This is a genomic window from Burkholderia sp. Bp9015, from assembly GCF_003853505.1.
In the GTDB taxonomy this organism is placed as follows: Bacteria; Pseudomonadota; Gammaproteobacteria; order Burkholderiales; family Burkholderiaceae; genus Burkholderia.
The window spans coordinates 1-22,949 of the sequence record NZ_QTPZ01000021.1 but is presented as its reverse complement, the minus strand read 5'-3'; the positions used below and the strand labels follow the sequence as shown (position 1 = coordinate 22,949).

The window sequence follows — 22,949 nt, the reverse complement described above, 5'->3', positions numbered from 1 at the left end:
GCGCACCGCTTACTGGAGAACCGTCATGACGAGTTTCACCGAATCCCGTGCCGCGTCACCCGACGATCCGTCGCGTGACGCCGCCCATGCCGAACCCGCCGAGCCGCACGCCGAGCCGCCGCCGGCGATTGCCGCCGGCTTCGAGGTGCGTGTGCAGTACGCGGCGATCGACGCCGGCACCGAGATCGCACCGATCGTTCGGAATCCGAATGTCGGCGCGGTCGTGAATTTCCTCGGTGTCGTGCGCAACGAGGGCGACGTCGACGACGTGATCGCGCTCGAAGTCGAACACTATCCGACGATGACCGAGCAGGCGCTCTGGAGCATCGTCGAGGAAGCCAGCGCGCGCTGGCGGCTCGAAGCGGTCAGGATCGTGCATCGCGTCGGGCGCATTCCGCTCGGCCAGCCGGTCGTGATCGTCGTGGTGGCCGCCGCGCATCGTGCGTCGGCATTCGATGCGTGTGAATTCATCATGGACTTCCTGAAGACGCATGCGCCGTTCTGGAAGAAGGAGATCCGGCACGACGGCGTGGCCGGCTGGGTCGAGCCGAAGGTGCACGACGATCAGGCGATGCGGCGATGGGGTTGAGCGTGCCGGTCAATGCGTTGCCGATTCCGCCCATTCCGCCGATTTCGCCCGGGACATTTCAATGAAACTGACGATCAAATACTTTGCGAGCATTCGCGAACAGCTGCATATCGATCAGGAAGTCGTCGAGATCGATGCGCACGAGGTCACCGTCGACGCGCTGCGCGGCACGCTCGCCGCACGCGACGCGCGCAGCGGCGAAGCGTTGCGGATGGACCGGCCCGTGCGGGCGGCCGTGAATCTCGAGATGGTGACCGGGGGATTCGTCGTGCGGGAGGATAGCGAGGTGGCGTTCTTTCCGCCGGTGACGGGCGGGTGATCCGTTCGCATCGGGCGGCGACCGGCGGGCTTAGGCTGCCCGATGCCTGACTGGCGGCTAGACGAGCTCGCGAAGAAAATCCGGGACGGGTGGTCGATCGACGTCGGGTAGCCGGCCGGCGCGCCGGCCACTTTCCGCACGGCCGGACGCGCGGGCATCCGTTCGCGCCGGGCGAGCCGGTTCGGTGTTTCGGCCGTCGTCGGCGCGCCCTTGCGCGTGCCGAACAACGGCGTCATGTAGAACGCGATGCGCGCGTACGAAAAGGCTGCATCCAGCCCCCAAATTGGGGTCGACTACATTTCCGGTCGCAACGAAGTTGTCATGAACCCCGCCCGAGAAACAGACAAATGGATCATCAAGCCACGCGACTTGCCGTGACCTGCATCCAGCCTCATTTCTCCTGATTTTTATATTCAGAGTATTTTCGCGAGTCGCCCCTCACTCTGTCAGCCGGATACTTTGCCCGGTTGAGCTCCATCTTCTCAAGCACCGCCTGAAAAAGATCGACATCCATCTTGTCCGCGAGGCGAACCAGATACACCAATACGTCGGCCATCTCGTGACGAACGGCCGTCAGGTTGGCTTCGCCAAGTTCGCTCTTGTCGCCCGAAACGAGCCATTGAAACGGCTCCAGCAATTCACTCGCTTCGATGCTGAGCGCTGTCGCCAGGTTCTTCGGCGTGTGGAATTTGTCCCAGTCGCGCTCGTCGACAAACTGGCGGACGAGTTCGCGCAGTTCCACCAGATCATTCCGTAACTCAGACTTTTCCACGTAGCGACTCCTGGTGCATATCCAAAATCTATCGATGCCTTCGACGGCATGCGGGCATGAGAAATCCGCCCTTCGGCCTGCAAGTACAGCTCCCGCGCACGGACAGACCCGAATGATATAGGAGCTGGAAGCTGCCACGGCAAGCGTCGCACCAAGGGCAAGCGAAATGCCGTCCCGCCGTCAGGGCATCGTAGCGACGGCCCAAATTCACGATCGCGCCCCTGCGTCGAACCGTCCCGCTCCGGCCCACGCAGTTCGCGATTTTCCGCCCGCTTCGCATCCAGCTTCGATGCGCCCCGCCGGAGACCCGGCAAGACGGCTCACCCGCCACGCGCCGCAACTCTTATATAAGACATAAGACATTTGACGCCTGACCATATTGCGACTAGAATCCCGTCCAAGCAGTGAAGCAGTATCCGGAACAGCAGCCTCGGCGTGCCTGGAAAGCCCTTCCCCTGAAACGCAATCTCAGCAGGTCCCCCCATGCTTGAAAACTTTCGTGCTCACGTGGCCGCCCGCGCCGCGCTCGGTATTCCCCCCCTGCCGCTGACGGCCCAGCAAACCGCCGAACTGGTGGAACTGCTGGCGCACCCGCCCGCAGGCGAAGAGCAGACGCTGCTCGACCTGATCACCCACCGCGTGCCCGCCGGCGTCGACGAAGCCGCGCGCGTGAAGGCCGGCTTCCTGGCCGCCGTCGCGAAGGGCGAGACGGCCTGCCCGCTGATCTCGCGCGAGCGCGCGACCGAGCTGCTCGGCACGATGCTCGGCGGCTACAACATCCAGCCGCTGATCGAGCTGCTGTCCGACGAAGCGGTCGCGGCCGTCGCTGCCGACGCGCTGAAGAAAACCCTGCTGATGTTCGACCAGTTCCATGACGTGAAGGAACTCGCCGACCAGGGCAACGCGCACGCGAAGGCCGTGCTGCAGAGCTGGGCCGACGCCGAATGGTTCACGAGCCGTCCGGAAGTGCCGGAAAGCCTGACCATCACGGTGTTCAAGGTCACGGGCGAAACCAACACCGACGACCTGTCGCCGGCCCCGGACGCCACCACCCGCCCGGACATCCCGATGCACGCGCTGGCGATGCTGAAGAACGCGCGCCCCGGCATCACGCCGGAAGAAGACGGCAAGCGCGGCCCGGTCAAGTTCATCGAATCGCTGAAGGAAAAGGGTCACCTGGTCGCCTACGTCGGCGACGTGGTCGGCACCGGCTCCTCGCGCAAGTCGGCCACCAACTCGGTGCTGTGGTTCACCGGCGAAGACATCCCGTTCGTCCCGAACAAGCGCTTCGGCGGCGTGTGCCTCGGCGGCAAGATCGCCCCGATCTTCTACAACACGATGGAAGACGCCGGCGCGCTGCCGATCGAACTCGACGTGTCGCAGATGAACATGGGCGACGTGGTCGAACTGCGCCCGTACGAAGGCAAGGCGCTGAAGGACGGCAACGTGATCGCCGAATTCCAGGTCAAGTCCGACGTGCTGTTCGACGAAGTGCGCGCCGGCGGCCGCATTCCGCTGATCATCGGCCGCGGCCTGACCGCGAAGGCGCGTGAAGCGCTGGGCCTCGCCCCGTCGACGCTGTTCCGCCTGCCGCACCAGCCGGCCGACAGCGGCAAGGGCTTCTCGCTCGCGCAGAAGATGGTCGGCCGCGCATGCGGTTTGCCGGAAGGCCAGGGCGTACGCCCGGGCACGTACTGCGAACCGAAGATGACCTCGGTCGGCTCGCAGGACACCACGGGCCCGATGACCCGCGACGAACTGAAGGATCTGGCGTGCCTCGGCTTCTCGGCCGACCTCGTGATGCAGTCGTTCTGCCACACCGCCGCTTATCCGAAGCCCGTCGACGTGAAGACGCACCAGACGCTGCCGAACTTCATCAGCACCCGTGGCGGCATCGCGCTGCGTCCGGGCGACGGCGTGATCCACTCGTGGCTGAACCGCATGCTGCTGCCCGACACCGTCGGCACCGGCGGCGACTCGCACACGCGCTTCCCGATCGGCATCAGCTTCCCGGCAGGCTCGGGCCTGGTCGCGTTCGCGGCTGCCACCGGCACGATGCCGCTCGACATGCCGGAGTCGGTGCTCGTCCGCTTCAAGGGCAAGATGCAGCCGGGCGTCACGCTGCGTGACCTCGTCAACGCGATTCCGCTGTACGCGATCAAGCAGGGCATGCTGACGGTCGCCAAGCAAGGCAAGAAGAACATCTTCTCGGGCCGCATCCTCGAAATCGAAGGCCTGCCCGACCTGAAGGTCGAGCAAGCGTTCGAGCTGTCGGATGCGTCGGCAGAGCGTTCGGCCGCCGGTTGCACGGTGCGCCTGAACAAGGAACCGATCATCGAATACCTGAACAGCAATATCACGCTGCTGAAGTGGATGATTGCGCAGGGCTACCAGGATCCGCGCAGCCTGCAGCGCCGTATCGCGGCGATGGAGCAATGGCTGGCCGACCCGCAACTGCTCGCGCCGGATGCCGACGCCGAATACGCGGCCGTCATCGAGATCGACCTCGCCGACATCCACGAGCCGATCGTCGCATGCCCGAACGACCCGGACGACGTGAAGACGCTGTCCGACGTGGCTGGCGCCAAGATCGACGAAGTGTTCATCGGCTCGTGCATGACCAACATCGGTCACTTCCGTGCCGCGTCGAAGCTGCTGGAGGGCAAGCGCGACATCCCGGTCAAGCTGTGGGTCGCGCCGCCGACCAAGATGGACCAGAAGCAGCTGACGGAAGAAGGTCACTACGGCGTGTTCGGCACGGCCGGCGCACGCACCGAAATGCCGGGCTGCTCGCTGTGCATGGGTAACCAGGCACAGGTGCGCGAAGGCGCGACGGTGATGTCGACGTCGACCCGCAACTTCCCGAACCGCCTGGGCAAGAACACGAACGTGTACCTCGGCTCGGCGGAGCTGGCGGCGATCTGCTCGCGTCTGGGCAAGATCCCGACCAAGGAAGAGTACATGGCCGACATGGGCGTGCTCACGGCAAACGGCGACAAGATCTACCAGTACATGAACTTCGACCAGATCGAAGACTTCAAGGAAGTCGCCGACACCGTGCAGATCTAAGCATGCTGTCGCGCTGCGGCGGGTGATGCCCGTCGTGGCGATACGCAATGGCGCCGCGGGCTGAATGGCCGCGGCGCCATTTTTTTTGGATTTTTGAATGTCGCCGGCGCTATAAAACGGTCCGGCTCACACGTCAGGCCATCGCCTTCAGCCAGCCGAGCAGATCCGACTGCGCGCTTCCGTCCTTCACGGGCTCCGGCGTCAGCAGGCAATAGTGCGAGCCGTCCTCGACGAAACCCATCGGCGCGACCAGCACGCCGCTTTCGAGGTCGTCGCGAACGAGATGCCACGGCCCGATCGCGACACCCAGCCCCGCGACGGCCGCCTGAAGGCTGAAATAGAAATGGTCGAACATCTGCCCGCGTTCGCTTCCCGCCGGCTGATGCGCGGCCGCCGCCCAATCCTTCCACGCGTCCGGCCGCGTCCGGGTATGCAGTCGCGGCGCGCCCCGCTTCAACGCGCGGTCATGCCGACTGCCTGAAAACCACGCATCGACCTTGTCGGGCCGGCACACGGGACCGACCTTCTCCGCGAACAGTCGCTCCGCGTGATAGCCGGCGGGCCACGCAAAGTCATTGCGGCGAATCGCCATGTCGATGCCGTTGTCGAACGAGAACGGGCCGCCCGCCGCGGCGAGATGGATATCGACGCCCGCGTAAGCCGCCTGGAAATCCGGCCAGCGCGGAATCAGCCAGCGCATCAGCAGCGTCGGTTCGCACGACAGCACCCAACGCTGCGCGCGGGCCGCCTCGGTCCGCAATTCATGCGCGGCCTGTTTCATCAGATGCAGGCCGTCATGGACGGCCTGCGCCAGCTTGCGGCCCGCGTCGGTCAGGAAGACCCGACGACTGCGCCGCTCGAACAACGCCACACCGAGATCGTCTTCGAGCAGACGCACCGCGCGACTGACGGCGCCGTGCGTCAGATGCAGTTCATCGGCGGCGCGGCTGAAATGCTCATGGCGCGCCGCCGCCTCGAAGCAGCGCAGGGCCATCAACGACGGCAGATTGGCTCTAATTTCATGTGAGTCAAACTCACCATCCTGGTCAGAAAACATCGCTTTTCCTCGCGAATCGTGATCCCTAATATTCGCTCATCACGATGAATTTCAAAAGGACGAAGCAATGACGGAATGGATAGTCGTAGTCACCATCACGCTGCTGGCCGTCGTCAGCCCCGGGCCGGATTTCGCGATGGTCACACGCAACAGCCTGATGCTGTCGCGCCGCTCGGGCCTGCTCACCGCGTGGGGAATCGGCTTGGGTGTGACGGTTCACGTGAGCTACACGCTGCTCGGCGTCGGCCTCCTGATCCGCCAGTCGCTGTGGCTCTTCAATGCCGTGAAGCTCGTCGGCGCGCTCTACCTGATCTACCTCGGCGTGAAGATGCTCGCGGCCAAACCCGTGGACGGCCGCCCCGCGACGCAGGCCGCGCCCCTGTCGGATCTGGCGGCGCTGCGCACCGGCTTTCTGACGAACGCGCTGAATCCGAAAACCACCGTGTTCATCGTCAGCCTGTTCATGCAGGCGGTCCGCCCCGACACGCCATTACCGGTGCAGATCGGCTACGGCCTGTTCATCGCGCTGGCGCACGCGGGCTGGTTCAGTCTCGTGGCGCTCTGTTTCTCCGCCGACGCCGTCCGCGATCGCTTGCTGTCCTTGCGTCACTGGATCGATCGCACGTTTGGCGTGTTGCTCGTCGGCTTTGGCGTGATGCTGGCCATCGCGCGCGGCAGCCGCTGATCGCCGCACGCCGACGCCCGGGCGCGCATCAGCCCGGATATCGGCATCGAGCGAGCCGGCGCATGCGACGCGCACCGGCCTTCGACTCACCGCATGCACGACGCCGCGAGCTTGCCGACCGCGATCACCGCCTGCTCGATCTCCGGCGACCACGGGCTGCTGTAGTTCAGCCGGATGAAGTTCCGGTAGTTGTCGGTGATCGAGAACATGTAACCCGGACCGATCGTGATCCCCTGCTCCAGCGCGAGCTGGTATAGCCGCATCGCATCGACCTGCGCCGGCAACTCGACCCACAGCACGTAGCCGCCCGCCGGGCTCGAGATGCGCGTGCCTTCCGGGAAGAACCGCGACACCATCGCGCGCATCAGGTTCGCCTGCTGCGCATACGCCTTGCGCAGGCGCCGCAGGTGATGCTCGTAACCGTCGCGTTCGAGAAACTCGGCGATCGCCAGCTGCGGCAGCGACGGCGTCGCCAGCGTGTTCAGGAACTTCAGCTTCTCGACCTGATCGCGATACCGGCCCGGCAACGCCCAGCCGATCCGGTACGCGGCCGTCAGGCTCTTCGAGAACGACGCGCAGTGCAGCACGATCCCGCTGCGGTCGTAGGACTTCAGCGTGCTCGGATGCGACTCGCCGAAATACAGTTCGTTATACACACCGTTCTCGATGATCGGCATGTCTATTTTAGTTGCGAACTCAACCAGTTCGCGCTTGCGCTCGTCGGGCATCTGGAAGCCGAGCGGATTCTGGAAGTTCGGCATCACCATGCACGCGGCGATCGGCTGAGACTTCGCGATCGCCGCCAGCGCCGCGATGTCGATTCCGTATTCCGGATGCGTCGCCACCTCGATCGCCTTCATCCCCATCCGTTCGATCGCGTGCAGCATCGCGTAGAACGTCGGCGATTCCACCGCGATCGTGTCGCCCGGTTTCGCGACCGCCTGCAGGCACAGGTTGATCGCCTCCGTCGCGCCGACCGTCACGATGATCTCGTTCGGGTCGACCGACATCCCGTTTTCCAGGTAGCGTCGTGCGATCTGCCGGATCAGGCGCGGATGGCCCGGCGGCAGCCCGTCGGTCACGCCCCACAGCGACTTGTCGCGGCCGGCGGCGTACGCGTAGCGGTTCAGCTTCTCGAACGGGAACAGGCTCGGGTCCGGATACGGCGAGCCGAGCGGCACCGCGTCGTCGGTACCGATCGAGCGCAGCGTCGACAGCACGAGCCGGCTCATGTCCACCGACGACGAGATCGCGATCGGCTTCGACGGGCGCAGTTCGCGCACCGGCGCATGGTTGTCGTCGCGCCGCAGGTTCACGAAGTAGCCCGACTGCGGGCGGCTTTCCAGCAGCCCGCGGCTTTCGAGCAGCAGGTACGCGTGCAGCACGGTCGTGATGCTGATCCGGTGCTGCTGGCTCGCCTGCCGCACCGACGGAATCCGGTCGCCGTGCCGGTACACGCCCTGGCGGATCAGGCGTTCGATGTCGTCCGCGAGTTTTTCGTAGAGCTTCATCGCATGCTCCCCGCCGGCGCGCGCATGCGCGCCGCCCCTCCGTGCGCGTCCGATGCGCGCGTGTTCTGCCCGCCGACCGGGCTGTCGTGATGCCTGACTGCTTCCTCCGGTTTTGCCTTTTCCATCGCCGTGGCTCGCTTTTGAAGATGCGCCGGGCGGCCCGTGACGTCTGGGCTTGCGGCACTGTGCACTTGATGATCGAATCTTAAAAGCAGAACAGTTGGCGCGGAGTACACACATCGGATACGCACACAAGAGTACAGTTCGGCGCGAATTGGCGATTTCTAGCGAACTGTACGTCTTATGAATTGGGCGCAGAGGCTGGGAAATTGATGCGGTGGCTGGGGATTCGAGAGCGGTACCGTGCGATCGCGCAGTTCGCGGTTGCGTCCGCGGCATCCTGCGATGCAGTCCGGGCCCGGCAGGAATGGGTCGCGCCGACCCGCGATCGTCCCGTCGTGAAAATCACGCCAGAACGCCGCGGCGATTGGCACGCGCGTGAGCGCGTGTCTCCATGGTCGAGGAATCGGGCCCGGACGAGGTGCGGTCGCGCTCCGGTGAGAACACGGCATGCGGGCCGTTCGCCGACGCCCGGCGTGAGGATCACCATCGGCTGGCCCGATACAGGCAGCGAACCGTCAGCCGCCAGCCGCTGCACGCGATATCGCGCGCTGCGTGACGGCACAGCGCCGCTGCCGCGGCGGATCGTCGAAGTCGTTGCGGGTTGGCTCGGCGCGAACGGCGCGCGTCAGATCGACCCGAACAGCGCGCGCGGCCGGTCCTTCAGCGTGCCGGCCAGAATCCGCAGCCCGTTCACGAGTTCGTCGCGGGTCGCCGGACACGCGAGATTGATGCGCACGCCGTGCTCGATTTCCGCGCGATCGACCGCGAACGTCGACGACGGCATCACGATCACGCCGCGCGCCTTCGCGTTCGCGGCGAAGTCGTCGGCCCGCCACGGCGGCGGCAGCCGCAGCCACACGAACATGCATGCGGGATCCGACTTCAGGTGACCGGCCGGCAGCAGTTCCCGCGCCAGATCGACGCGCGCACGGATCTCCGCCAGCTGCGCGCTCATGATCCGCTCGGCGGTGCCGTTCTCGATCCACACCGTCGCGATCAGCATCGACGTCGGCGCGGGCATCCACGCGGTGGTGCGCACGGCTTCCGCGCACAGCGCGACGCTGTCGCGCGGGCAGCTCAGGTAGCCGAGGCGCAGCCCGGGCGCGAGGATCTTCGACGTCGCGCCGATATGGAACGTGAGCTCGGGACACAAGCCCGCGATCGCCGGCAGCCGGTCGCGCACGAGCGGCCCGTACACGTCGTCCTCGATGATCGTCACGTGATGGCGACGCGCGACGTCGACGAGCGCCATGCGGCGCGCGAGGCTCATCGTCGTCACGGTCGGGTTCTGCAGGTTCGGCACGACGAAGATCGCCTTGACGGGCATGCGCTGGCAGATCCGCTCGATCTCGTCGGGCAGCAGGCCGTCGTCGTCGGCCGGCGCGCTGACGATCTCGAACTGGAACACCGGCGCGAGCGCCTTCAGGCCGTAATACGTGAGCCGGTCGGCGACGATCACGCCGTCGGTGCCGATCAGGCTGTTCAGCACCGCATAAAGCCCGTGCTGCGCGCCGCTCGTGACGACCACCTGGTCGCGCGACGGCGTGAAGCCCGGCGCGGCCAGCCACTGCGCGCCCGCGGCGCGCGCCCAGTCGGGGCCCTGCGGCGGCTGGTATTCCTGCAGCGAAGCGAACCGCGGATCGGCCGGCAGCGTGCCGAACGTCTGCGCGAGGCACGCCAGAAACTCGCCGGTCGCCGGCCTGTTCACCGTCAGGTCGATCACCCCGTTGCCCGCCGCGAGCGACGCGCGGGCCGGCTCGATGCTCGGCATCGCGCCGCCGGTGACGAGCGACCCGCGCCGCTTGCTGCCGATCACGAGGCCGCGCAGCTGCAGCTCCTTGTACGCGCGCGACACGGTCGACACGTTGATGCCGAGCTCCGTCGCGAGCTGGCGCTGCGGCGGCAGGCGGCTGCCCGGCGGGTACATGCCGTTGCGGATTTCCGCCTCGATCGAGCTCGATACCTCGACATAGGTCGGCCGCTTCGCCTGCGCCGGCGCGTCGCCGTCGCGCTCACCGGAAAATTTGTCTGCTGCCATTCGTCGCCTGTATCCACACAAAAAGCGTTTGTCTGCCGTTCAAGCCTGCCCAGCGATTGTATATGACATCCCCTTCCGGTCAAACGTCAGCCGAAAGGTCAGTCAAAACAGTGACTTGAAATCGGGTAAACGCTAGCGCCATACAATCGCTTTTTGATTGCACACAAAAAATTACTGTGTGATTCTTTATCCCATCTTTGTGTGAATCACGCGTGCCGGAGGAGAGGCGACATGGCGAACATCGCCATCGTGGGTGCAGGTTTCATCGGACTCGGCGCGGCGGCCTGGCTGCAGCGCGACGGGCACCGCGTCACGCTGTTCGATCCGGCCGGCGTCGGCCATGGCGCATCATTCGGCAACGCCGCGACGTTCGCGCCGTATGGCTGCGTGCCCGTCAACGGCCCGTCCGTGTTCCGCGACATGCCGCACTTCCTGTTCGGCGCCGACAGCCCGCTGCGCATCCGCTGGCCTTACCTGCTGCGCGGCGCGCCGTGGCTCGCACGGTTCCTGGTCGCGTCGACGCCCGCGCATCACGCGCGCAGCGCGAGCGCGCTGGCCGCGCTGCTGACGCGCGCCGCCGACGGCTATGCGCCGTTGCTCGCGCCGTCGCGGCTCGCGGCATTCGTGCGGCCGCGCGAATGCCTGTATCTGTACGCACGGCAGGCGTCGTTCGACGCCGCGCAGCCGTCGCTCGCGCTGCGGCGCCGGCTCGGCGTGCCGTTCGACACGCTCGACGCGGACGCGATCCGCCGGCTCGAGCCCGCGCTCGCGCCGATCTTCACGCGCGGCGTGCTGTTCCACGGGAGCTGGCATTTCTCCGATCCCTGCGGGTTCCTCGACGAACTGTTCGCGCACCTGGCAACCGGCGGCGCGACGCTCGAACGCGCGCAGGTCGAACGGATCGAGCCCGTCGGCGACGGCGTGAGCCTGCATGCGGGCGGCACCGTGCGCCGCTTCGATCATGTGGTGATTGCCGCCGGCGCCCGCTCGCGCGCATTCGCCGCCGCGTGCGGCGACGCCGTACCGCTCGACACCGAGCGCGGCTACCACGTGCAGTTCGCCGCGCACGAGCAGATCGTTACGCGGCCGGTCGGCTGGGCCGAGCGCGGGTTCTACATGACGCCGCTCGACGAAGGATTGCGCGCGGCCGGCACCGTCGAACTCGGCGGCTTCGACGCCGGCATGAACCGCTCGCTGGTCGCGCTGCTCACCCGCTCCGCGCGCGAGGCATTGCCATCGCTCGGCGCGCCGACGCGCAGCTGGCTCGGCTTTCGGCCCACGCTGCCGGACGGCGTGCCCGTGATCGGCCGCGCGCGGCGCAGCGAGCGCGTGATCCACGCGTTCGGCCACCAGCATCTCGGCGTCACGCTCGCCGGCATCACCGGGCGGATCGTCGCCGATCTCGTCGCGCAACGCGCGCCGCCGCTGGATCTCACCCCATACCGGGCCGCGCGATTCTGACGCGCGCCGCCACTTCCACCACTGCAAGGAGGCATCATGAATCGTCGTAACTGGCTGGCATGGCTGGCCGTCTGCTCGATCGGCACGGTCACCGCGTCCGCGCAGGCCGCGGACCCGGAAACCGTCAAGATCGGCTTCGCCGGCCCGCTGACGGGCCCGGTCGCGCGCGTCGGCAAGGACCTGCAATACGGCGCGCAGCTCGCGCTCGACGAGGAGAACGCGAAACACCCGACCATCGGCGGCAAGCCCGTGCGCTTCGTGCTCGACGTGCAGGACGACCAGGCCGATCCGCGCATCGCGATCCAGGTCGGGCAGAAGCTCGTCGACGACGGCGTGGTCGGCGTGGTCGGCCACTACAACTCGGGCTGCAGCATCCCCGCGTCGGCCGTCTACCGGCAGGCGAACGTCGCGATGATCACGCCCGGCTCGACCAACCCGCAACTGACGATGCAGGGCTTCAAGAACGTGTTCCGCACGATGGGGCACGACGGCGTCGGCGGCGTGGTCGCCGGACGCTTCGCGGTCGAGCAGCTGAAGGCCAAGCGGATCGGCATCATCGATGACCGCACCGCATTCGGCCAGGGGCTCGCGGACGCATTCGAGAAAGGCGTGAAGGACGCGCACGGCACCATCGTCGGCCGCGAATACACGAACGACAAGGCGGTCGATTTCCGCGGCATCCTGACCACGATGAAGAGCAACAACATCGACCTGCTGTTCTTCGGCGGCCTCGACGAACAGGGCGCGATGCTCGTCAAGCAGATGCGCTCGCTCGGCATCCGCGCGCAGCTGTTCGGCGCCGGCGCGCTGAAAAGCAATGCGTTCCTGAAGATCGCCGGCAATGCGGGCGAAGGTACGCAGGATCTCGAACCGGGGCCGGCGCTCGACAAGCTGCCGTCGGCGATCGCGTTCGCGCAGCGCTACAAGGCGCGCTTCAACCAGGACGTCGAGCTGTATGCGCCGTTTGCGTACGACGCGACGCTCGCGATGATCGCGGCGATCCGCAAGGCCGACTCGGTCGACCGCAGCAAGATCGTCGCGAGCCTGCCGGGCGTGTCGGTCACGGGCGTGACCGGGAAGATCTCGTTCGACGAGCGCGGCGACCTGATCAAGCCGCCCTACACGCTGTTCCGCGTCGAACAGGGGCAGTGGCACAGCATTCGCACGGTCGGCGGCGCGTCGAACTGATCGACGCCGAGCAGCGCGCGGCAGGCGGCGTCATCGCGCCGTCTGCTGCCGCTGCACCTCCTGCGCCTTCATCTGCAGATACGCGCCGCGCTCGACTTCGTGCAGTTGCTGCGGATACTGCTCGGTCGCGTCGAACCAGCGCGCGAGGCGCTGGTCGAGCGGCTTGTCGAGCGTCGCGAGATAGGTGTCGATCGCGAGGTAGTAGCGCATCGTGTTGCGCTCCAGCAAGCCGCGCACGCCGCCGATGTATTGCGGCTGCGCAGCCGATGCGCCGCTCGCGGCCGTGAACCCGACCTTGTCGCTGCCGACCGTCGCGAGGTAGGTCTTCATCGCCATGCGGCCGACCGTGCCGAAGCCGTACGAATACGTGAGGTGCAGGAACGTGCGCGACGCGCCGACCGGCACGGCCTCCAGCGCGATCCGGTAATCCTTCGTGCCCATCGGGCCGCTGTCGGCGGTCAGGTCGACCTGGAAGTAGTCGGGCGTCGCGGCGGCCACGCGGTAGCGGAACTGCACGCGGTAGGTGTCCGACAGCTTCTGCTCGATCTTGCGGCCGAGGTTCACGTCGAGCACCGGACCGTTGCCGCCGGTCGACGCGTGACAGTACTTCGTGTTCAGGTGCAGGATCAGCACCGCGCACCAGTTCGCGGGGCCCTGCGCGGGATCGTTCAGCTTGCCGTTGACGACGGCGAACGGATAGTCGACGACCGCGTAGATATCGCCCTTCAGCGATGACGATGCCTCGGACGATTCGAGGTACAGCGGGCGGTGGAACGGGTTGTTCTTCAGTTGCTCGCCGAGGCTGTGGTAACGGTCGAGCAGGGCCGCCGCGCCTTCGGCGCCATCCGCGCCGAACGACAGCGCGCTCCAGCCGACGCATAGCGCCGCGACGAGCGCGTGCCAGGCGCGGCGGGCGTAGCGCGGGGCTTGCGGGTATGTGGATGTCTCCATTCTTGTGCTCCAGCGGGGGCGCGGGGGAAGCGCGCATGGTTCACAGAATACGCCGACCGCTATCGGCTCCGCTTCACCGGCACCGGCAGTTGCGCGGCCGTGATCCGGATCAGCGTCGACAGCCATTCGCGGTCGTCCCAGCGCTCTCCTCCAATGACGAGATGCGGCTTCGCCGACGGATACGGCGGACCTTCCTCGCACGCACCGAGAAACGCACGCCCGTCGGGCGTCGGCTTGACGAACAACCGGTCGTCGCACACCAGCGCGACCATCTTGCCGTCGCAGTAGATGCCGTATTCGCCGAACATCTTGCGGGCCGACACGGCGCCCGCCGCAGCCATCTGCTCGACGATGAAATCGACGGTTCCCTGACTCGATGCCATTCATGCGCTCCGTGATCGAATAACCGTTCTGACCGTCACCGATGCGGTGTCGTTCCGTTCAATCGTCGCGCAATCGCTCGTGCACCGTGCTCCCCCTGCTCCCCAGCTCATTTGTCAGCCGAAAACGCACTCGACATCTGCCGCGCCCGCTTCACGTCGTCCCCATGCAGATAGATCGACGTCGTCGAGATCGACGCATGCCGCAGGTTGTCGCGCACCGTCGTCAGCTCCGCGCCGCGCGCGAGCGCATGCGTCGCGTGCGTATGGCGCATCCAGTGCGGGCTGGCCTGCCGCAGCTTCTGCGCGAGCGCAGGCTTGTCGTCATCGACCAGCGCGGCCGTCTGCGCGAAGAACCGCTGCATCACCTTCCACAGCCGCACGCTCGTGATGCCGGCCGCGCCGTCTTCCGCGAGGCTCGGAATCAGCGGCGTATCCGGCCGCCAGCGCGCCGGCGTCACCGGCAGCCGCCGCGCGACCAGATGCCGGTCGAGCGCCGTGCGCGCGAGCGGCGGCAGCGCGACACGCGCGGCCTTGCTGCCTTTGCCGATCACCTTCAGCCATGCATCGCCGTGCGCGTCCGTTTCGATGTCGCCGAGCGTCGCGCCGACCAGCTCGCTCGCACGCAGCCCGGTCGCATAGCCGAAATCGAGGATGAAGCGCAGCCGTTGCGCGGCGGCCGGCGTCCAGCCGGACCGCGGCGCGCCGGAGGGTTTGTCCTTGCGGAACTCGAGCCCGTCCGCGATCGTGCGCACGAGCAGCCACTCGCCTTCGGTGAACGCATGCGACGTGTCGAGCGCATTCGCGCCGCGCGTGTCGCGCACCTTGACGCCCGCGAACGGATTCGCGAGCAGGTAGCGCTGCTCGATCAGCCAGCGGAACAGCGCGCCGAGCACCGACAGCGTGTACGCGGCCGAGCGCGCGGACAGCCCGCCCGAAAACGGCCGCCAGTCCGGCGCGCCGCGCGGCCGCACCGGCCCGACCCAGCGCTCGTGCGGCGCCGGGTTGCGCAGGAACGCGCGATACGCGACCGCATCCTCGGTGGTCAGCGACGACAGCGCGCGCCCGCGCTCGACGATCGCCCACAGGATCAGCCGCTCGGCTTCCTTCCGGTACGCGCGGCGCGTCGCGGCCGATTCGTGCAGCGACAGCCACGCGTGCACGGCCGCGTAATCGTTGTCCGCGTCGAGCGTGCTGGTTGCGCGCGGGGCGCGGAACGTGCCGTTCGATCCGTCGACTTCGTGCGGCAGCTTCAGCTGCTCCCACGGCACGATGCCGCTGCGCGGCGTGGCCGCGATCAGCGCGCGCGCCCGCTCGGTCAGGTCGGGATGCGCGGAAAAGAACGCCTCGATATGCCGCGCGCTCGCCATGCCGAGCCCCGCGATCGCGCGCCACCACTGACGCCGCCGCGGAATCCGCACGGTCAGGTCGGCCAGCGTCGCGATCCCGTGCGCACGCAGCGCGACGACGGCGCGCGCCGGCAGCCACAAGCCGACGTCGTCGCTGATCTGCGGCACCGGCGCGCGCGCATGGCGCAGCACGCCGATCGCATCGGTCGCGGCCTTCGCCATCCGGATGCGCGCGCTGTCGGCATGACCGAGCTGCTCCGCGAGGTCGGGTCGCCCGGCCTGCCGCGCGACGCGCACGAGGCCGCGACGAATCCCGCCGATCACGCCGCGCGCCGACCGCCCGTCGCCAAGACGATCGGGCAGATAGCGCTCGACGGCCTGACGCACGGTCATGCCCGCATACCACGCACGCAGCGCGGCCAGTTCGTCGGCATCGGGAAAGCCTGCGGGCGCAGGCGCGGAATCGGAGGAAGGCGGTGAGGCGAGGCGCGGTGTCATGGGCGCCAGTTTGACAGAACTGCCGACGCTCGAAAACGCCTCGAGCGCTGCGAGACACGCGCGCGATGCCGGGGTTTACGGCTTCGCGCGGGAACGGTCAGCCTGTCACAGGCATGCGCCGCATGGGCACAACCGACGCCGGCCGCGCGTCACCCCTCGCCCTTCGGCCCCGGGTTGAGCATCACGACAAAGCACGCCACGCCGACGATCAACGCGATCGCACCGCCGCGCAGCGCGATCGTCGTGTCGAACAGCAGCCCGGTCACGACGGCCATCATCCCCGCAAGCGACACGAACACGGCGATCGCCGCGACGACGATCCGGTACTGGCGACGTATCATCGCGCGCTCGCGTCAGGCTGCCGCGGCGGACGCCGGCTCGCCGGCATCGTCGCCGCGAATCAGCAGCACCGGGCACTTCGCGCCGCGCACGAAGCGCTCGGCGACGCTCCCGAGCAGCACGCGCCGGATGCCGCGCCGCCCGTGCGTGCCGACCACCGCGAGATCGATCCCACGCTCCGTCACGTAACGCTGCAGGCGTTCCGCGACGTCCTCGCCGATGCTCTCGGTTTCGACGAGCTCGCCCTCGCCCTTCGCGCCGGCCAGCGCGATGATCTGTTCGGCTTCACGCAGCACCTTGCGCCCGTCGTCGCGGATTTCCTCGATGAGCGCGTGCGGGTCGAAACGGCCCGCGTACGTGAACAGCACCGACTTGTCGACCACATAGACGGCGCTGACGTGCGTGTCGCCCGCCAGTGCCACCTTCACTGCCTCGGCAAGCGCCTGTTTCGACGAAGCGCTGCCGTCGACGGCCACCATGATCTTCTTGTACATGCGAACCTCGCTGGGGTGAGTTGCCGGGCGCGGTCGCGCGCGGCCATGTGCCCATCATCGGCGGACGGCCGGTTCGAAGGTTGACGGCGATCAAGATTCCCCGAAAGCGGGTCGTGCGGCAAAGCGCCACGCGGAGCAGCCGGGGCGCCGTCCCGGTGGCCGAACCGTGCTGCCGAGCGGCCATGCCGCCGAAGGCGCTATCATCGACGTTACGACCTTCGTCCGGCCCTTTTTTGCCGGCCCACTTTCAACTCGCTCAACCGACATGACAACGACTACCGAACGCGTGGACGGCGCCGCCCAGCATCTCGTCGCCGCCCGCCATGCCGGCGTGCCCGGCCCGCTGCTGCCCGACGCCTTGCGCCCCGAGAACGTCGATACCGCACTCGCGATCCAGCATCGCGTCGCCGACCTGCTCGGCGAATCCATCGGCGGATGGAAATGCGCGCTGCCGCCGCCCGACCGCGTGATCGTCGCGCCGATCTTCGCGTCGACGATCCGCGCGGCCGATGCGCCGTACCGCGTCGTCGGCGGCCCGATCGTGCGGATCGAGCCGGAAATCGCGTTCGTGCTCGATCGCGACCTGCCCGCCCGCGCGCAGCCGTACGACGAGCACGACGTGCGCGGCGCGATCCGCGAAGTGCGCATCGTGCTCGAGGTGCTGGGTTGCCGCTATGCGGAGCCCGCACGCGCATCGAAGTTCGAACTGCTTGCCGACGGGCAGTTCAACCAGGGATTGTGCGTGGGTCCCGTCGTGCCCGACGGATTGAACGTGCCGCTCGAGACGCTCGCGCTGTCGTTCGAGGGTGCGCTGAATCGCACGATCGACGGCCGTCATCCGGACGGCGATCCGCTCAAGCCGCTGGTATGGCTGGTCAATTTCCTCGCATCGCGCGGCGCCGGCGCGCAGGCCGGCCAGATCGTGACGACCGGTTCGTATGCGGGTGCGATCGACGTGCCGCTCGGCGATGCGCTGACGGTGCGCTTCGGCGAACTCGGCAGCCTGTCGGTGACGCTGACGGCTTGACGGGCTGACGGCCTGACGTTCAGCGGCGGGGGCGGCTCGCGACGAACGCGGCGCCCGCCCCGCCTGCCGACGCTGCGTGATACCGTTGCACAACGCCCGTCACGCTTGAACCGCGTGCCTTTCCGTCATTCGCCATGCCGCCGACACCGTTGCCCGCCCTGCTGGACGAAGTCCTGCGCACCGTCGATCGCCGCTACCGGTTGCCGCCGCTCGTGCGCGCGCCGTCGCTGGCCGACGCCGCGAACCCGGCCGTCGTCATCGCCGTCGCGATCGAGGAAGCGCGCCGGATGCAGGCCGACGGCCGCACGCCCGACCCCGCATTGCAACGCCGCTTCATCGATGCGCTCGCGCGGATGATCGGCGACGCGATGGACCCGCAAACCGGCGACCCCGCCTTCCAGGCCGCGGTGCTTCGGCATCGCGCGGCGGCCGTGCGCGAATACGCATCGCTCGCCGCGCATGCCGAGCAGGACCGGCGCGCGCTGCGCTCGGCCGTCAACACGATCGCGCATCCGGCCCGGCTCGAACGGCATGCGCAGGCATGGCAACGCGAGCCGCTCGCGCGGCTGCATGCGGCTGCGGCCGGCGCGTCGTGGGACGATCTCGACGCCGCGCTGCGGCAGCTGCTCGCGCGGCCGGAGATGGCGACCGACACCGCGTTCGAACAGGACGTCGCCAGACTGAAGGACAGCGCCGCGCTCGCCCGGCTGCGGCGTCTCGATGCGCTGGCGCCGGATCCGGACGTCCGGCAGTACCGCACGCTGTGGAGCCGCCAGGGTCCGCTCGAAGGCAGCGCGCTCGCCGTCGCGCAAGGTGTCACGTCGCAACAGCGGGGCGCGGCCGTCGAGGCGCTGGCCGCGCAGGCGCTCGACGCCCTGGCCGCGCAGCTCGACGCGAGCGATGCGCAGCGCACGTATCGCGTGGTCACGTCGATGCGCGTGCCGGCCTCGATACCGGCCAAGCACGACCGCGCGAAAACCGAGTGGGATGCGGTGCTGCTCGGGCGCGCGCGCGGCGACGATCCGTCGGCCGCGTGGCACGTCGTATTTCTCGTCGAAGCGAAAGCGTCCGCGGATGCCGCGACGACCGATCTGCCGCGCCTGCTGCGCGGCCTGAGCCTGCTCGCGCAAGCCGATCCGGACACCGTCTATGCGTTCGACACGCGCGAAGGCACGGTACGCCTGCACGGCGCGTCGCTGCGCGCGCTGACGATCGACGACGCGGCCTTGCAGCGCGAAGTGCTGTACTGCTGCGATGCGTCGGCAGACCCGGCGCCACGCCTGCTGGGTGCCGCGAGCCGGATGCAGTTGCTGTCGGCGCCGGCGAGCCTCGAATACGCGAGCGCGCTCGCGCAATGCACGGATGCCGATCCGCACGGCCTCGGCGCCGTCTGGCAAGCGCTGCTGGAACTGCCGTCATGGCGCACGGTGCTGCATCAGTACGAATCGCTGCGGCAGGTTCGGGCGCTGATGGTGAGCGTCGACGATCTGATGGCCGCGATCGAAGGCGACCTGGGCGACAGCGCTGCGAACGAGGCGTGACGTGCGAGCGCGAATGGAACGAATGGAACGAATGGCGCGACTTCCGCGTTGAATCGTCACGCGTCATTTGCTCAGTTGTTCAGCACCCCGAACGGTAGCGTCCACCCCTTCAGTCGCCCGCCGTCTCCCCAGCGGCTTTCATCGTCCGCGCCGAACGGCAGCAGAACCGGCGCCGCCGCGCATGCCGGCGTTTCCTTCGGCGTATGGCCGAACTCGGCCTTGAACAGCCGATGGAAGTACTTCTCGTCCGGAAAGCCGTGCGCCCATGCAATCTCCGCGATGCGCTGGTGCCGGCGCTGCGGATCGCCGAGCACGTGGTACGCGTGACGCAGCCGCCTGCGCGTGAGCTGCCGCATCACGCCGCCCTCTTCCTTGAACAGCTGATAAAGCCGCGCCCGCGACACGCCGATGTCCCGGCAGATCCGCTCGGGTGCGAGGTCGGGCTCCAGCAGGTGCGCGTCGATATAGCGCCGCACGCGCTCGATCAGCGCGGTGTCGATCGGGCTGCGCGCCTCGTCGAACGCCTGTGCGCTCGGGGCGACGGCCGCGCTCATGAGCAGCAGCAACGATTGCACGACGCTCGGCAATTCGTGCGTGCGCAGGTTCGGCAGGTTGCGGTGCAGCGACAGCATCTGGTCGCCGAGCAGCCGCCCGACACCGCTCGCCAGCGTCTGCCCGTGCGCGTTCGCCGCATGGGCCGGCAGCAGATAGCGCGGCACCACGAGGCTGATCACGTCGCCGGCCTCGACCCGGCAATCGTTGACCTGCGCGACGTCATAGACGAACAGGTCGCCCGCGCGCTTGACCAGCTCCGGCCCGCCGGTGCGGCACGTGAGGTGCCCGCCCAGCAGCAGCGTGAAGCGGATCGAATCCTGGCCGTCGAGCCGGATCCGCCGCGTCGTGCGGTGCACCGAGTAGGTCGGCGCGCGCGACCGCCAGCGCCGGCTCGAGAAGATCAGCGGGCCGAGCGCCGCGCCGGTCGCTTCCGCGTTGAACGCGCCGTAGCCGCCGACGTCGTCCAGCCGGTAGTCGCAGAGCATGTCCTTGACCCACACGTGGAATCGGTCCCGCACCGGATAGTCGGTGGTACGAAACTTGAAGACGGGGATGGCATCCGCTTGATCCATGGCAGTTTTCATTCGAGCCGACAGGAAAGGAAGGGATCGGTTCGTCGATTATCGGACCAAAATGCGGCGGTGGACAGCGGGTTCGTCGCAGTGCCCGCCGCGCCGTCGATCGACAGGCGCGCGGCGGGCAGCGCGGGCGTCAGCGACGCGGATGGCATTCCCAGTCGTTGTACGTCGGCCGGTCGATCGGCGTGAGACCGGGAATCATGAACACGGTGCAGGTGAAGCGCCGTCCCTTGCCGGTGGTCGCGTCGTAACTCACCTGCTGGCCGCCGAGCCCGTTCTTCTTCCCGTACTGCACGTTGGCGATCGTGATTTCGTCCGACGACGCAAGGCCGATCGTCTTCGCGGTCGATGTCTGCACGTCGGTCATGTTCATCTGCGTCGTGCCGCAACCGGCCAGCGCGAGGCCGGCGGCCGCGGCGCCCAGCGCGGTCCGTACGGTGCAAAGCAAGGTCTTCTTCATGGCTTCTCCTTCGGTTTCCCGTGCAACGCGATCACGAGCCCGGGGTATAGAAACTGGACTGCAGCTGGCTGCCGATACTCGCGACGTACGATTGCCAGAGGAGTGCCATCGACCCCGTCGCGTTGACGGCCAGCGCCGGCCACGATGCGCTCTGTGGCGCCACCGTCGACGCGCTCCACGCCCCGTCCCGGTAGCGGGCCGCGATGACGGCCGACGCGCCCGGCAAGCCCGTGTCCTGCCATGCGACCGTCACGTGGCCCGCCGCGTCGATCACCAGCGGCGGGTACTGGGCGGCCGCCCCGTTCAGGTGTTCCGTCAGCCGCTGCAGCGGCCCCCAGTTTCCGCTGGCATCGGACACGCTCGCCTGCAGCACCGCGCCGCCCTCCGCCCACATCACGGCCGCGATGCCGTTGTCGTTGACGGTCAGCATCGGCGTCGCGATGAAGCCGGTCGGCTCCGTGATCGCCGGCGCCACCGGTGCGGCCGGCTGCCACCTGGTGCCGGCGACGAAGCGTTGCGCCATCGTGGTCGTCTCGAGATGCCCGCCGGTCACATCGAGCTGCCCCCACACCAGCGTGATGTTGCCCTTCGCGTCCATGCCGGCCGCCGGCGAGATGATCGTCGTAAACAGGCTCGTGTTCGACACGGCCTGGTTGACGTCGGTCCAGCCGTTGGTCGGGTCGTACGTGGCCGTCCACAGCGCCGAATGCGTATGGTTGGTCTGCCGCCACGCGAGCACCGCGCGGCCGGACGACAGGACCGACATCATCGGCCTCACGTTGTCCGTATCGCCGGTCACCGCACCCGGCCCGGTCTGCACCGGCATCTGGATCAGCGCCGTGGGCGACCACTGTCCCGCCTGCGTATAACGCGTCCAGGCGATGCGCGTATCGAGCAGGCTGATCGACTGCGTCCAGGCGACGAGCGCGTTGCCCTGGCTGTCGATCCCGGCCGTATAGGACGAACCGCTCATGTCCGCTGCCAGTTCGGACGCCGTGCCCCAGCCGGCGCCCGGGCTGTACGGGCGCGCCCACAATGCGTACGTGTTGGGGCCCGGCATCCATTCGGTCCAGAACGCGACCGCCTGGCCGCTCGCATTGCCGACCAGCAGCGGCAGAACGCCGGTCAACCCGTTCATCGAATGCGTACCGTCGCTCGTGTCGAGCCGCGTCGCGCTTTGCCAGCCCGAACCGGGGACATAGCGCGCGCCCCACATTTCGTTGCCGTACGGACTGGCCGGGTCGACGGTCATCCAGGTGGCGAGTGCATTGCCGCTCGCGTCGATCGTCACGCTCGGGTCGCCTTCCCGCCCCTTGCCGTCCACCGCGACGGCCATCGACCAGCCGGCCTGCGGCTGCGTGGTTCCGCCGCCGGTCGGCCCGCCATTCGAGCCGCCGTTCGAGCCGCCGCCGGGCGATGTCGTGCCGGAAGGTGATCCGGGAGAGGTCGGTGTCGACTGCGACGCACCGCTCTTGGTCGAGACGTCGTCGCCGCCGCATGCGGTCAACGCGAGAACGACGGCCATGGCCGTCCAGGTAACGGGTTTCATCACAATCCTCTTGTTCTGGATTGACGGCATGTGCTTGCCCGTGCAGCAGGTCGAACCTGCCGCGCATATTGATAAGCAGTGCCATTCAATGGATATGGAATGCCGCGCTTTCGTCGAGCCTCGCCCGGTTCGATCGCACGGACGGCCTTTGCTTCCGGTACGGACGACGGCTTGCGTACTGCCTCTGTCGCCCAGCGCCGGACACCCCGAAGTGCCGGCTGCATCTTAATTCATACGATCCGGAATCAAGGTGGGGTTGCGTCTACAGTGAGTGGAGATGCATTTCGCCGGGCATTGGCACGCGCATGAGCCGGTGATGCGCGGATGCGGATTGCCGCGCCAGCCGCCAGCCGCCAGCCGCGGGGTGCGGGGTGCGGGGTGCGGGGTGCGGAGGGCGGTGGGCGGTGGGCGGTGGG

20 protein-coding genes are annotated in these 22,949 nt (G+C 67.8%); 8 read left to right on the top strand and 12 right to left on the bottom strand.

Going from position 1 to position 22,949, the window contains the following annotated elements:
• Positions 1-25 precede the first annotated feature (25 nt).
• Positions 26-589: a molybdenum cofactor biosynthesis protein MoaE gene (locus tag DIE12_RS21985; RefSeq protein WP_124521648.1), complete on the top strand. Its 564-nt coding sequence runs from the start codon at positions 26-28 to the stop codon at positions 587-589.
• 61 nt (positions 590-650) lie between these two features.
• Positions 651-908 (top strand): MoaD/ThiS family protein, encoded by a 258-nt coding sequence (locus DIE12_RS21980; RefSeq protein ID WP_044848136.1) that lies wholly within the window; start codon positions 651-653, stop codon positions 906-908.
• Between the two features lie 391 nt (positions 909-1,299).
• On the opposite strand, the gene DIE12_RS21970 is transcribed toward DIE12_RS21980, so the two are convergent.
• Complete coding sequence (locus DIE12_RS21970) at positions 1,300-1,680, bottom strand: nucleotide pyrophosphohydrolase (RefSeq protein ID WP_044848135.1); 381 nt, start codon at positions 1,678-1,680, stop codon at positions 1,300-1,302.
• A gap of 483 nt (positions 1,681-2,163) precedes the next feature.
• Here DIE12_RS21970 and acnB point away from each other — a divergent pair, with 483 nt between their 5' ends.
• Positions 2,164-4,749 carry a bifunctional aconitate hydratase 2/2-methylisocitrate dehydratase gene (acnB, locus tag DIE12_RS21965; RefSeq protein WP_124521645.1) on the top strand — a complete coding sequence of 862 codons (2,586 nt, stop codon included), beginning with the start codon at positions 2,164-2,166 and terminating at the stop codon, positions 4,747-4,749.
• A 133-nt stretch (positions 4,750-4,882) separates the two neighbouring features.
• On the opposite strand, the gene DIE12_RS21960 is transcribed toward acnB, so the two are convergent.
• Positions 4,883-5,806 (bottom strand): LysR family transcriptional regulator, encoded by a 924-nt coding sequence (locus DIE12_RS21960; RefSeq protein WP_124521643.1) that lies wholly within the window; start codon positions 5,804-5,806, stop codon positions 4,883-4,885.
• A 67-nt stretch (positions 5,807-5,873) separates the two neighbouring features.
• Here DIE12_RS21960 and DIE12_RS21955 point away from each other — a divergent pair, with 67 nt between their 5' ends.
• Positions 5,874-6,491: a LysE family translocator gene (locus DIE12_RS21955; RefSeq protein ID WP_124521641.1), complete on the top strand. Its 618-nt coding sequence runs from the start codon at positions 5,874-5,876 to the stop codon at positions 6,489-6,491.
• Positions 6,492-6,577: 86 nt separating this feature from the next.
• Here DIE12_RS21955 and DIE12_RS21950 read toward each other — a convergent pair whose 3' ends face one another.
• Entirely contained in the window at positions 6,578-8,002 is a 1,425-nt protein-coding gene (locus DIE12_RS21950) for a PLP-dependent aminotransferase family protein (RefSeq protein ID WP_044848131.1), read from the bottom strand.
• 748 nt (positions 8,003-8,750) lie between these two features.
• Positions 8,751-10,163, bottom strand: a complete 1,413-nt coding sequence (locus DIE12_RS21945; RefSeq protein ID WP_044848130.1) for a PLP-dependent aminotransferase family protein — start codon at positions 10,161-10,163, stop codon at positions 8,751-8,753.
• Positions 10,164-10,394: 231 nt separating this feature from the next.
• On the opposite strand from DIE12_RS21945, the gene DIE12_RS21940 reads away from it, so the two are divergent.
• Together DIE12_RS21940 and DIE12_RS21935 are read left to right on the top strand one after the other, a co-directional pair.
• Complete coding sequence (locus DIE12_RS21940) at positions 10,395-11,624, top strand: FAD-binding oxidoreductase (RefSeq protein ID WP_124485748.1); 1,230 nt, start codon at positions 10,395-10,397, stop codon at positions 11,622-11,624.
• 36 nt (positions 11,625-11,660) lie between these two features.
• Positions 11,661-12,812 (top strand): branched-chain amino acid ABC transporter substrate-binding protein, encoded by a 1,152-nt coding sequence (locus DIE12_RS21935; RefSeq protein WP_124521804.1) that lies wholly within the window; start codon positions 11,661-11,663, stop codon positions 12,810-12,812.
• Between the two features lie 30 nt (positions 12,813-12,842).
• On the opposite strand, the gene DIE12_RS21930 is transcribed toward DIE12_RS21935, so the two are convergent.
• The 5 genes from DIE12_RS21930 to DIE12_RS21910 all read right to left on the bottom strand — a co-directional run bounded on the left by DIE12_RS21930 (position 12,843) and on the right by DIE12_RS21910 (position 16,823).
• Entirely contained in the window at positions 12,843-13,763 is a 921-nt protein-coding gene (locus DIE12_RS21930) for a hypothetical protein (protein WP_124521638.1), read from the bottom strand.
• Between the two features lie 59 nt (positions 13,764-13,822).
• Entirely contained in the window at positions 13,823-14,146 is a 324-nt protein-coding gene (locus tag DIE12_RS21925) for a TfoX/Sxy family protein (RefSeq protein WP_044848126.1), read from the bottom strand.
• A 107-nt stretch (positions 14,147-14,253) separates the two neighbouring features.
• On the bottom strand, positions 14,254-15,990 hold the full coding sequence (locus tag DIE12_RS21920) for a site-specific integrase (RefSeq protein ID WP_124521636.1): 1,737 nt from the start codon (positions 15,988-15,990) through the stop codon (positions 14,254-14,256).
• Between the two features lie 149 nt (positions 15,991-16,139).
• Entirely contained in the window at positions 16,140-16,331 is a 192-nt protein-coding gene (locus DIE12_RS21915) for a DUF2964 family protein (RefSeq protein ID WP_124485744.1), read from the bottom strand.
• Between the two features lie 12 nt (positions 16,332-16,343).
• Positions 16,344-16,823, bottom strand: coding sequence for a universal stress protein (locus DIE12_RS21910; RefSeq protein ID WP_124485743.1), 480 nt, complete (start codon positions 16,821-16,823; stop codon positions 16,344-16,346).
• 265 nt (positions 16,824-17,088) lie between these two features.
• Here DIE12_RS21910 and DIE12_RS21905 point away from each other — a divergent pair, with 265 nt between their 5' ends.
• Positions 17,089-17,850 (top strand): 2-keto-4-pentenoate hydratase, encoded by a 762-nt coding sequence (locus DIE12_RS21905; RefSeq protein ID WP_124521803.1) that lies wholly within the window; start codon positions 17,089-17,091, stop codon positions 17,848-17,850.
• A gap of 134 nt (positions 17,851-17,984) precedes the next feature.
• A complete protein-coding gene (locus DIE12_RS21900) occupies positions 17,985-19,391 on the top strand; it encodes a 3-deoxy-D-arabino-heptulosonate 7-phosphate synthase (RefSeq protein WP_124521802.1) in 1,407 nt (468 codons plus the stop codon).
• 71 nt (positions 19,392-19,462) lie between these two features.
• Here DIE12_RS21900 and DIE12_RS21895 read toward each other — a convergent pair whose 3' ends face one another.
• From DIE12_RS21895 to DIE12_RS21885, 3 genes are all read right to left on the bottom strand, one after another.
• The gene (locus tag DIE12_RS21895; protein WP_124521801.1) at positions 19,463-20,518 is read right to left on the bottom strand and encodes a helix-turn-helix domain-containing protein; all 1,056 of its coding nucleotides are present in this window, start codon (positions 20,516-20,518) and stop codon (positions 19,463-19,465) included.
• A gap of 139 nt (positions 20,519-20,657) precedes the next feature.
• Positions 20,658-20,984: a hypothetical protein gene (locus tag DIE12_RS21890; protein ID WP_044848119.1), complete on the bottom strand. Its 327-nt coding sequence runs from the start codon at positions 20,982-20,984 to the stop codon at positions 20,658-20,660.
• Positions 20,985-21,015: 31 nt separating this feature from the next.
• On the bottom strand, positions 21,016-22,533 hold the full coding sequence (locus DIE12_RS21885) for a hypothetical protein (protein WP_124521799.1): 1,518 nt from the start codon (positions 22,531-22,533) through the stop codon (positions 21,016-21,018).
• Positions 22,534-22,949 lie beyond the last annotated feature (416 nt).

Bases quoted from the DNA above. Each gene is read 5' to 3' on its own strand.
- DIE12_RS21985 (WP_124521648.1), top strand. From the start codon at position 26: ATGACGAGTTTCACCGAATCCCGTGCCGCGTCACCCGACGATCCGTCG.
- DIE12_RS21980 (WP_044848136.1), top strand. From the start codon at position 651: ATGAAACTGACGATCAAATACTTTGCGAGCATTCGCGAACAGCTGCAT.
- acnB (WP_124521645.1), top strand. From the start codon at position 2,164: ATGCTTGAAAACTTTCGTGCTCACGTGGCCGCCCGCGCCGCGCTCGGT.
- DIE12_RS21960 (WP_124521643.1), bottom strand. From the start codon at position 5,806: ATGTTTTCTGACCAGGATGGTGAGTTTGACTCACATGAAATTAGAGCC.
- DIE12_RS21955 (WP_124521641.1), top strand. From the start codon at position 5,874: ATGACGGAATGGATAGTCGTAGTCACCATCACGCTGCTGGCCGTCGTC.
- DIE12_RS21950 (WP_044848131.1), bottom strand. From the start codon at position 8,002: ATGAAGCTCTACGAAAAACTCGCGGACGACATCGAACGCCTGATCCGC.
- DIE12_RS21945 (WP_044848130.1), bottom strand. From the start codon at position 10,163: ATGGCAGCAGACAAATTTTCCGGTGAGCGCGACGGCGACGCGCCGGCG.
- DIE12_RS21940 (WP_124485748.1), top strand. From the start codon at position 10,395: ATGGCGAACATCGCCATCGTGGGTGCAGGTTTCATCGGACTCGGCGCG.
- DIE12_RS21935 (WP_124521804.1), top strand. From the start codon at position 11,661: ATGAATCGTCGTAACTGGCTGGCATGGCTGGCCGTCTGCTCGATCGGC.
- DIE12_RS21930 (WP_124521638.1), bottom strand. From the start codon at position 13,763: ATGGAGACATCCACATACCCGCAAGCCCCGCGCTACGCCCGCCGCGCC.
- DIE12_RS21925 (WP_044848126.1), bottom strand. From the start codon at position 14,146: ATGGCATCGAGTCAGGGAACCGTCGATTTCATCGTCGAGCAGATGGCT.
- DIE12_RS21920 (WP_124521636.1), bottom strand. From the start codon at position 15,990: ATGACACCGCGCCTCGCCTCACCGCCTTCCTCCGATTCCGCGCCTGCG.
- DIE12_RS21915 (WP_124485744.1), bottom strand. From the start codon at position 16,331: ATGATACGTCGCCAGTACCGGATCGTCGTCGCGGCGATCGCCGTGTTC.
- DIE12_RS21910 (WP_124485743.1), bottom strand. From the start codon at position 16,823: ATGTACAAGAAGATCATGGTGGCCGTCGACGGCAGCGCTTCGTCGAAA.
- DIE12_RS21905 (WP_124521803.1), top strand. From the start codon at position 17,089: ATGACAACGACTACCGAACGCGTGGACGGCGCCGCCCAGCATCTCGTC.
- DIE12_RS21900 (WP_124521802.1), top strand. From the start codon at position 17,985: ATGCCGCCGACACCGTTGCCCGCCCTGCTGGACGAAGTCCTGCGCACC.
- DIE12_RS21895 (WP_124521801.1), bottom strand. From the start codon at position 20,518: ATGGATCAAGCGGATGCCATCCCCGTCTTCAAGTTTCGTACCACCGAC.
- DIE12_RS21890 (WP_044848119.1), bottom strand. From the start codon at position 20,984: ATGAAGAAGACCTTGCTTTGCACCGTACGGACCGCGCTGGGCGCCGCG.
- DIE12_RS21885 (WP_124521799.1), bottom strand. From the start codon at position 22,533: ATGAAACCCGTTACCTGGACGGCCATGGCCGTCGTTCTCGCGTTGACC.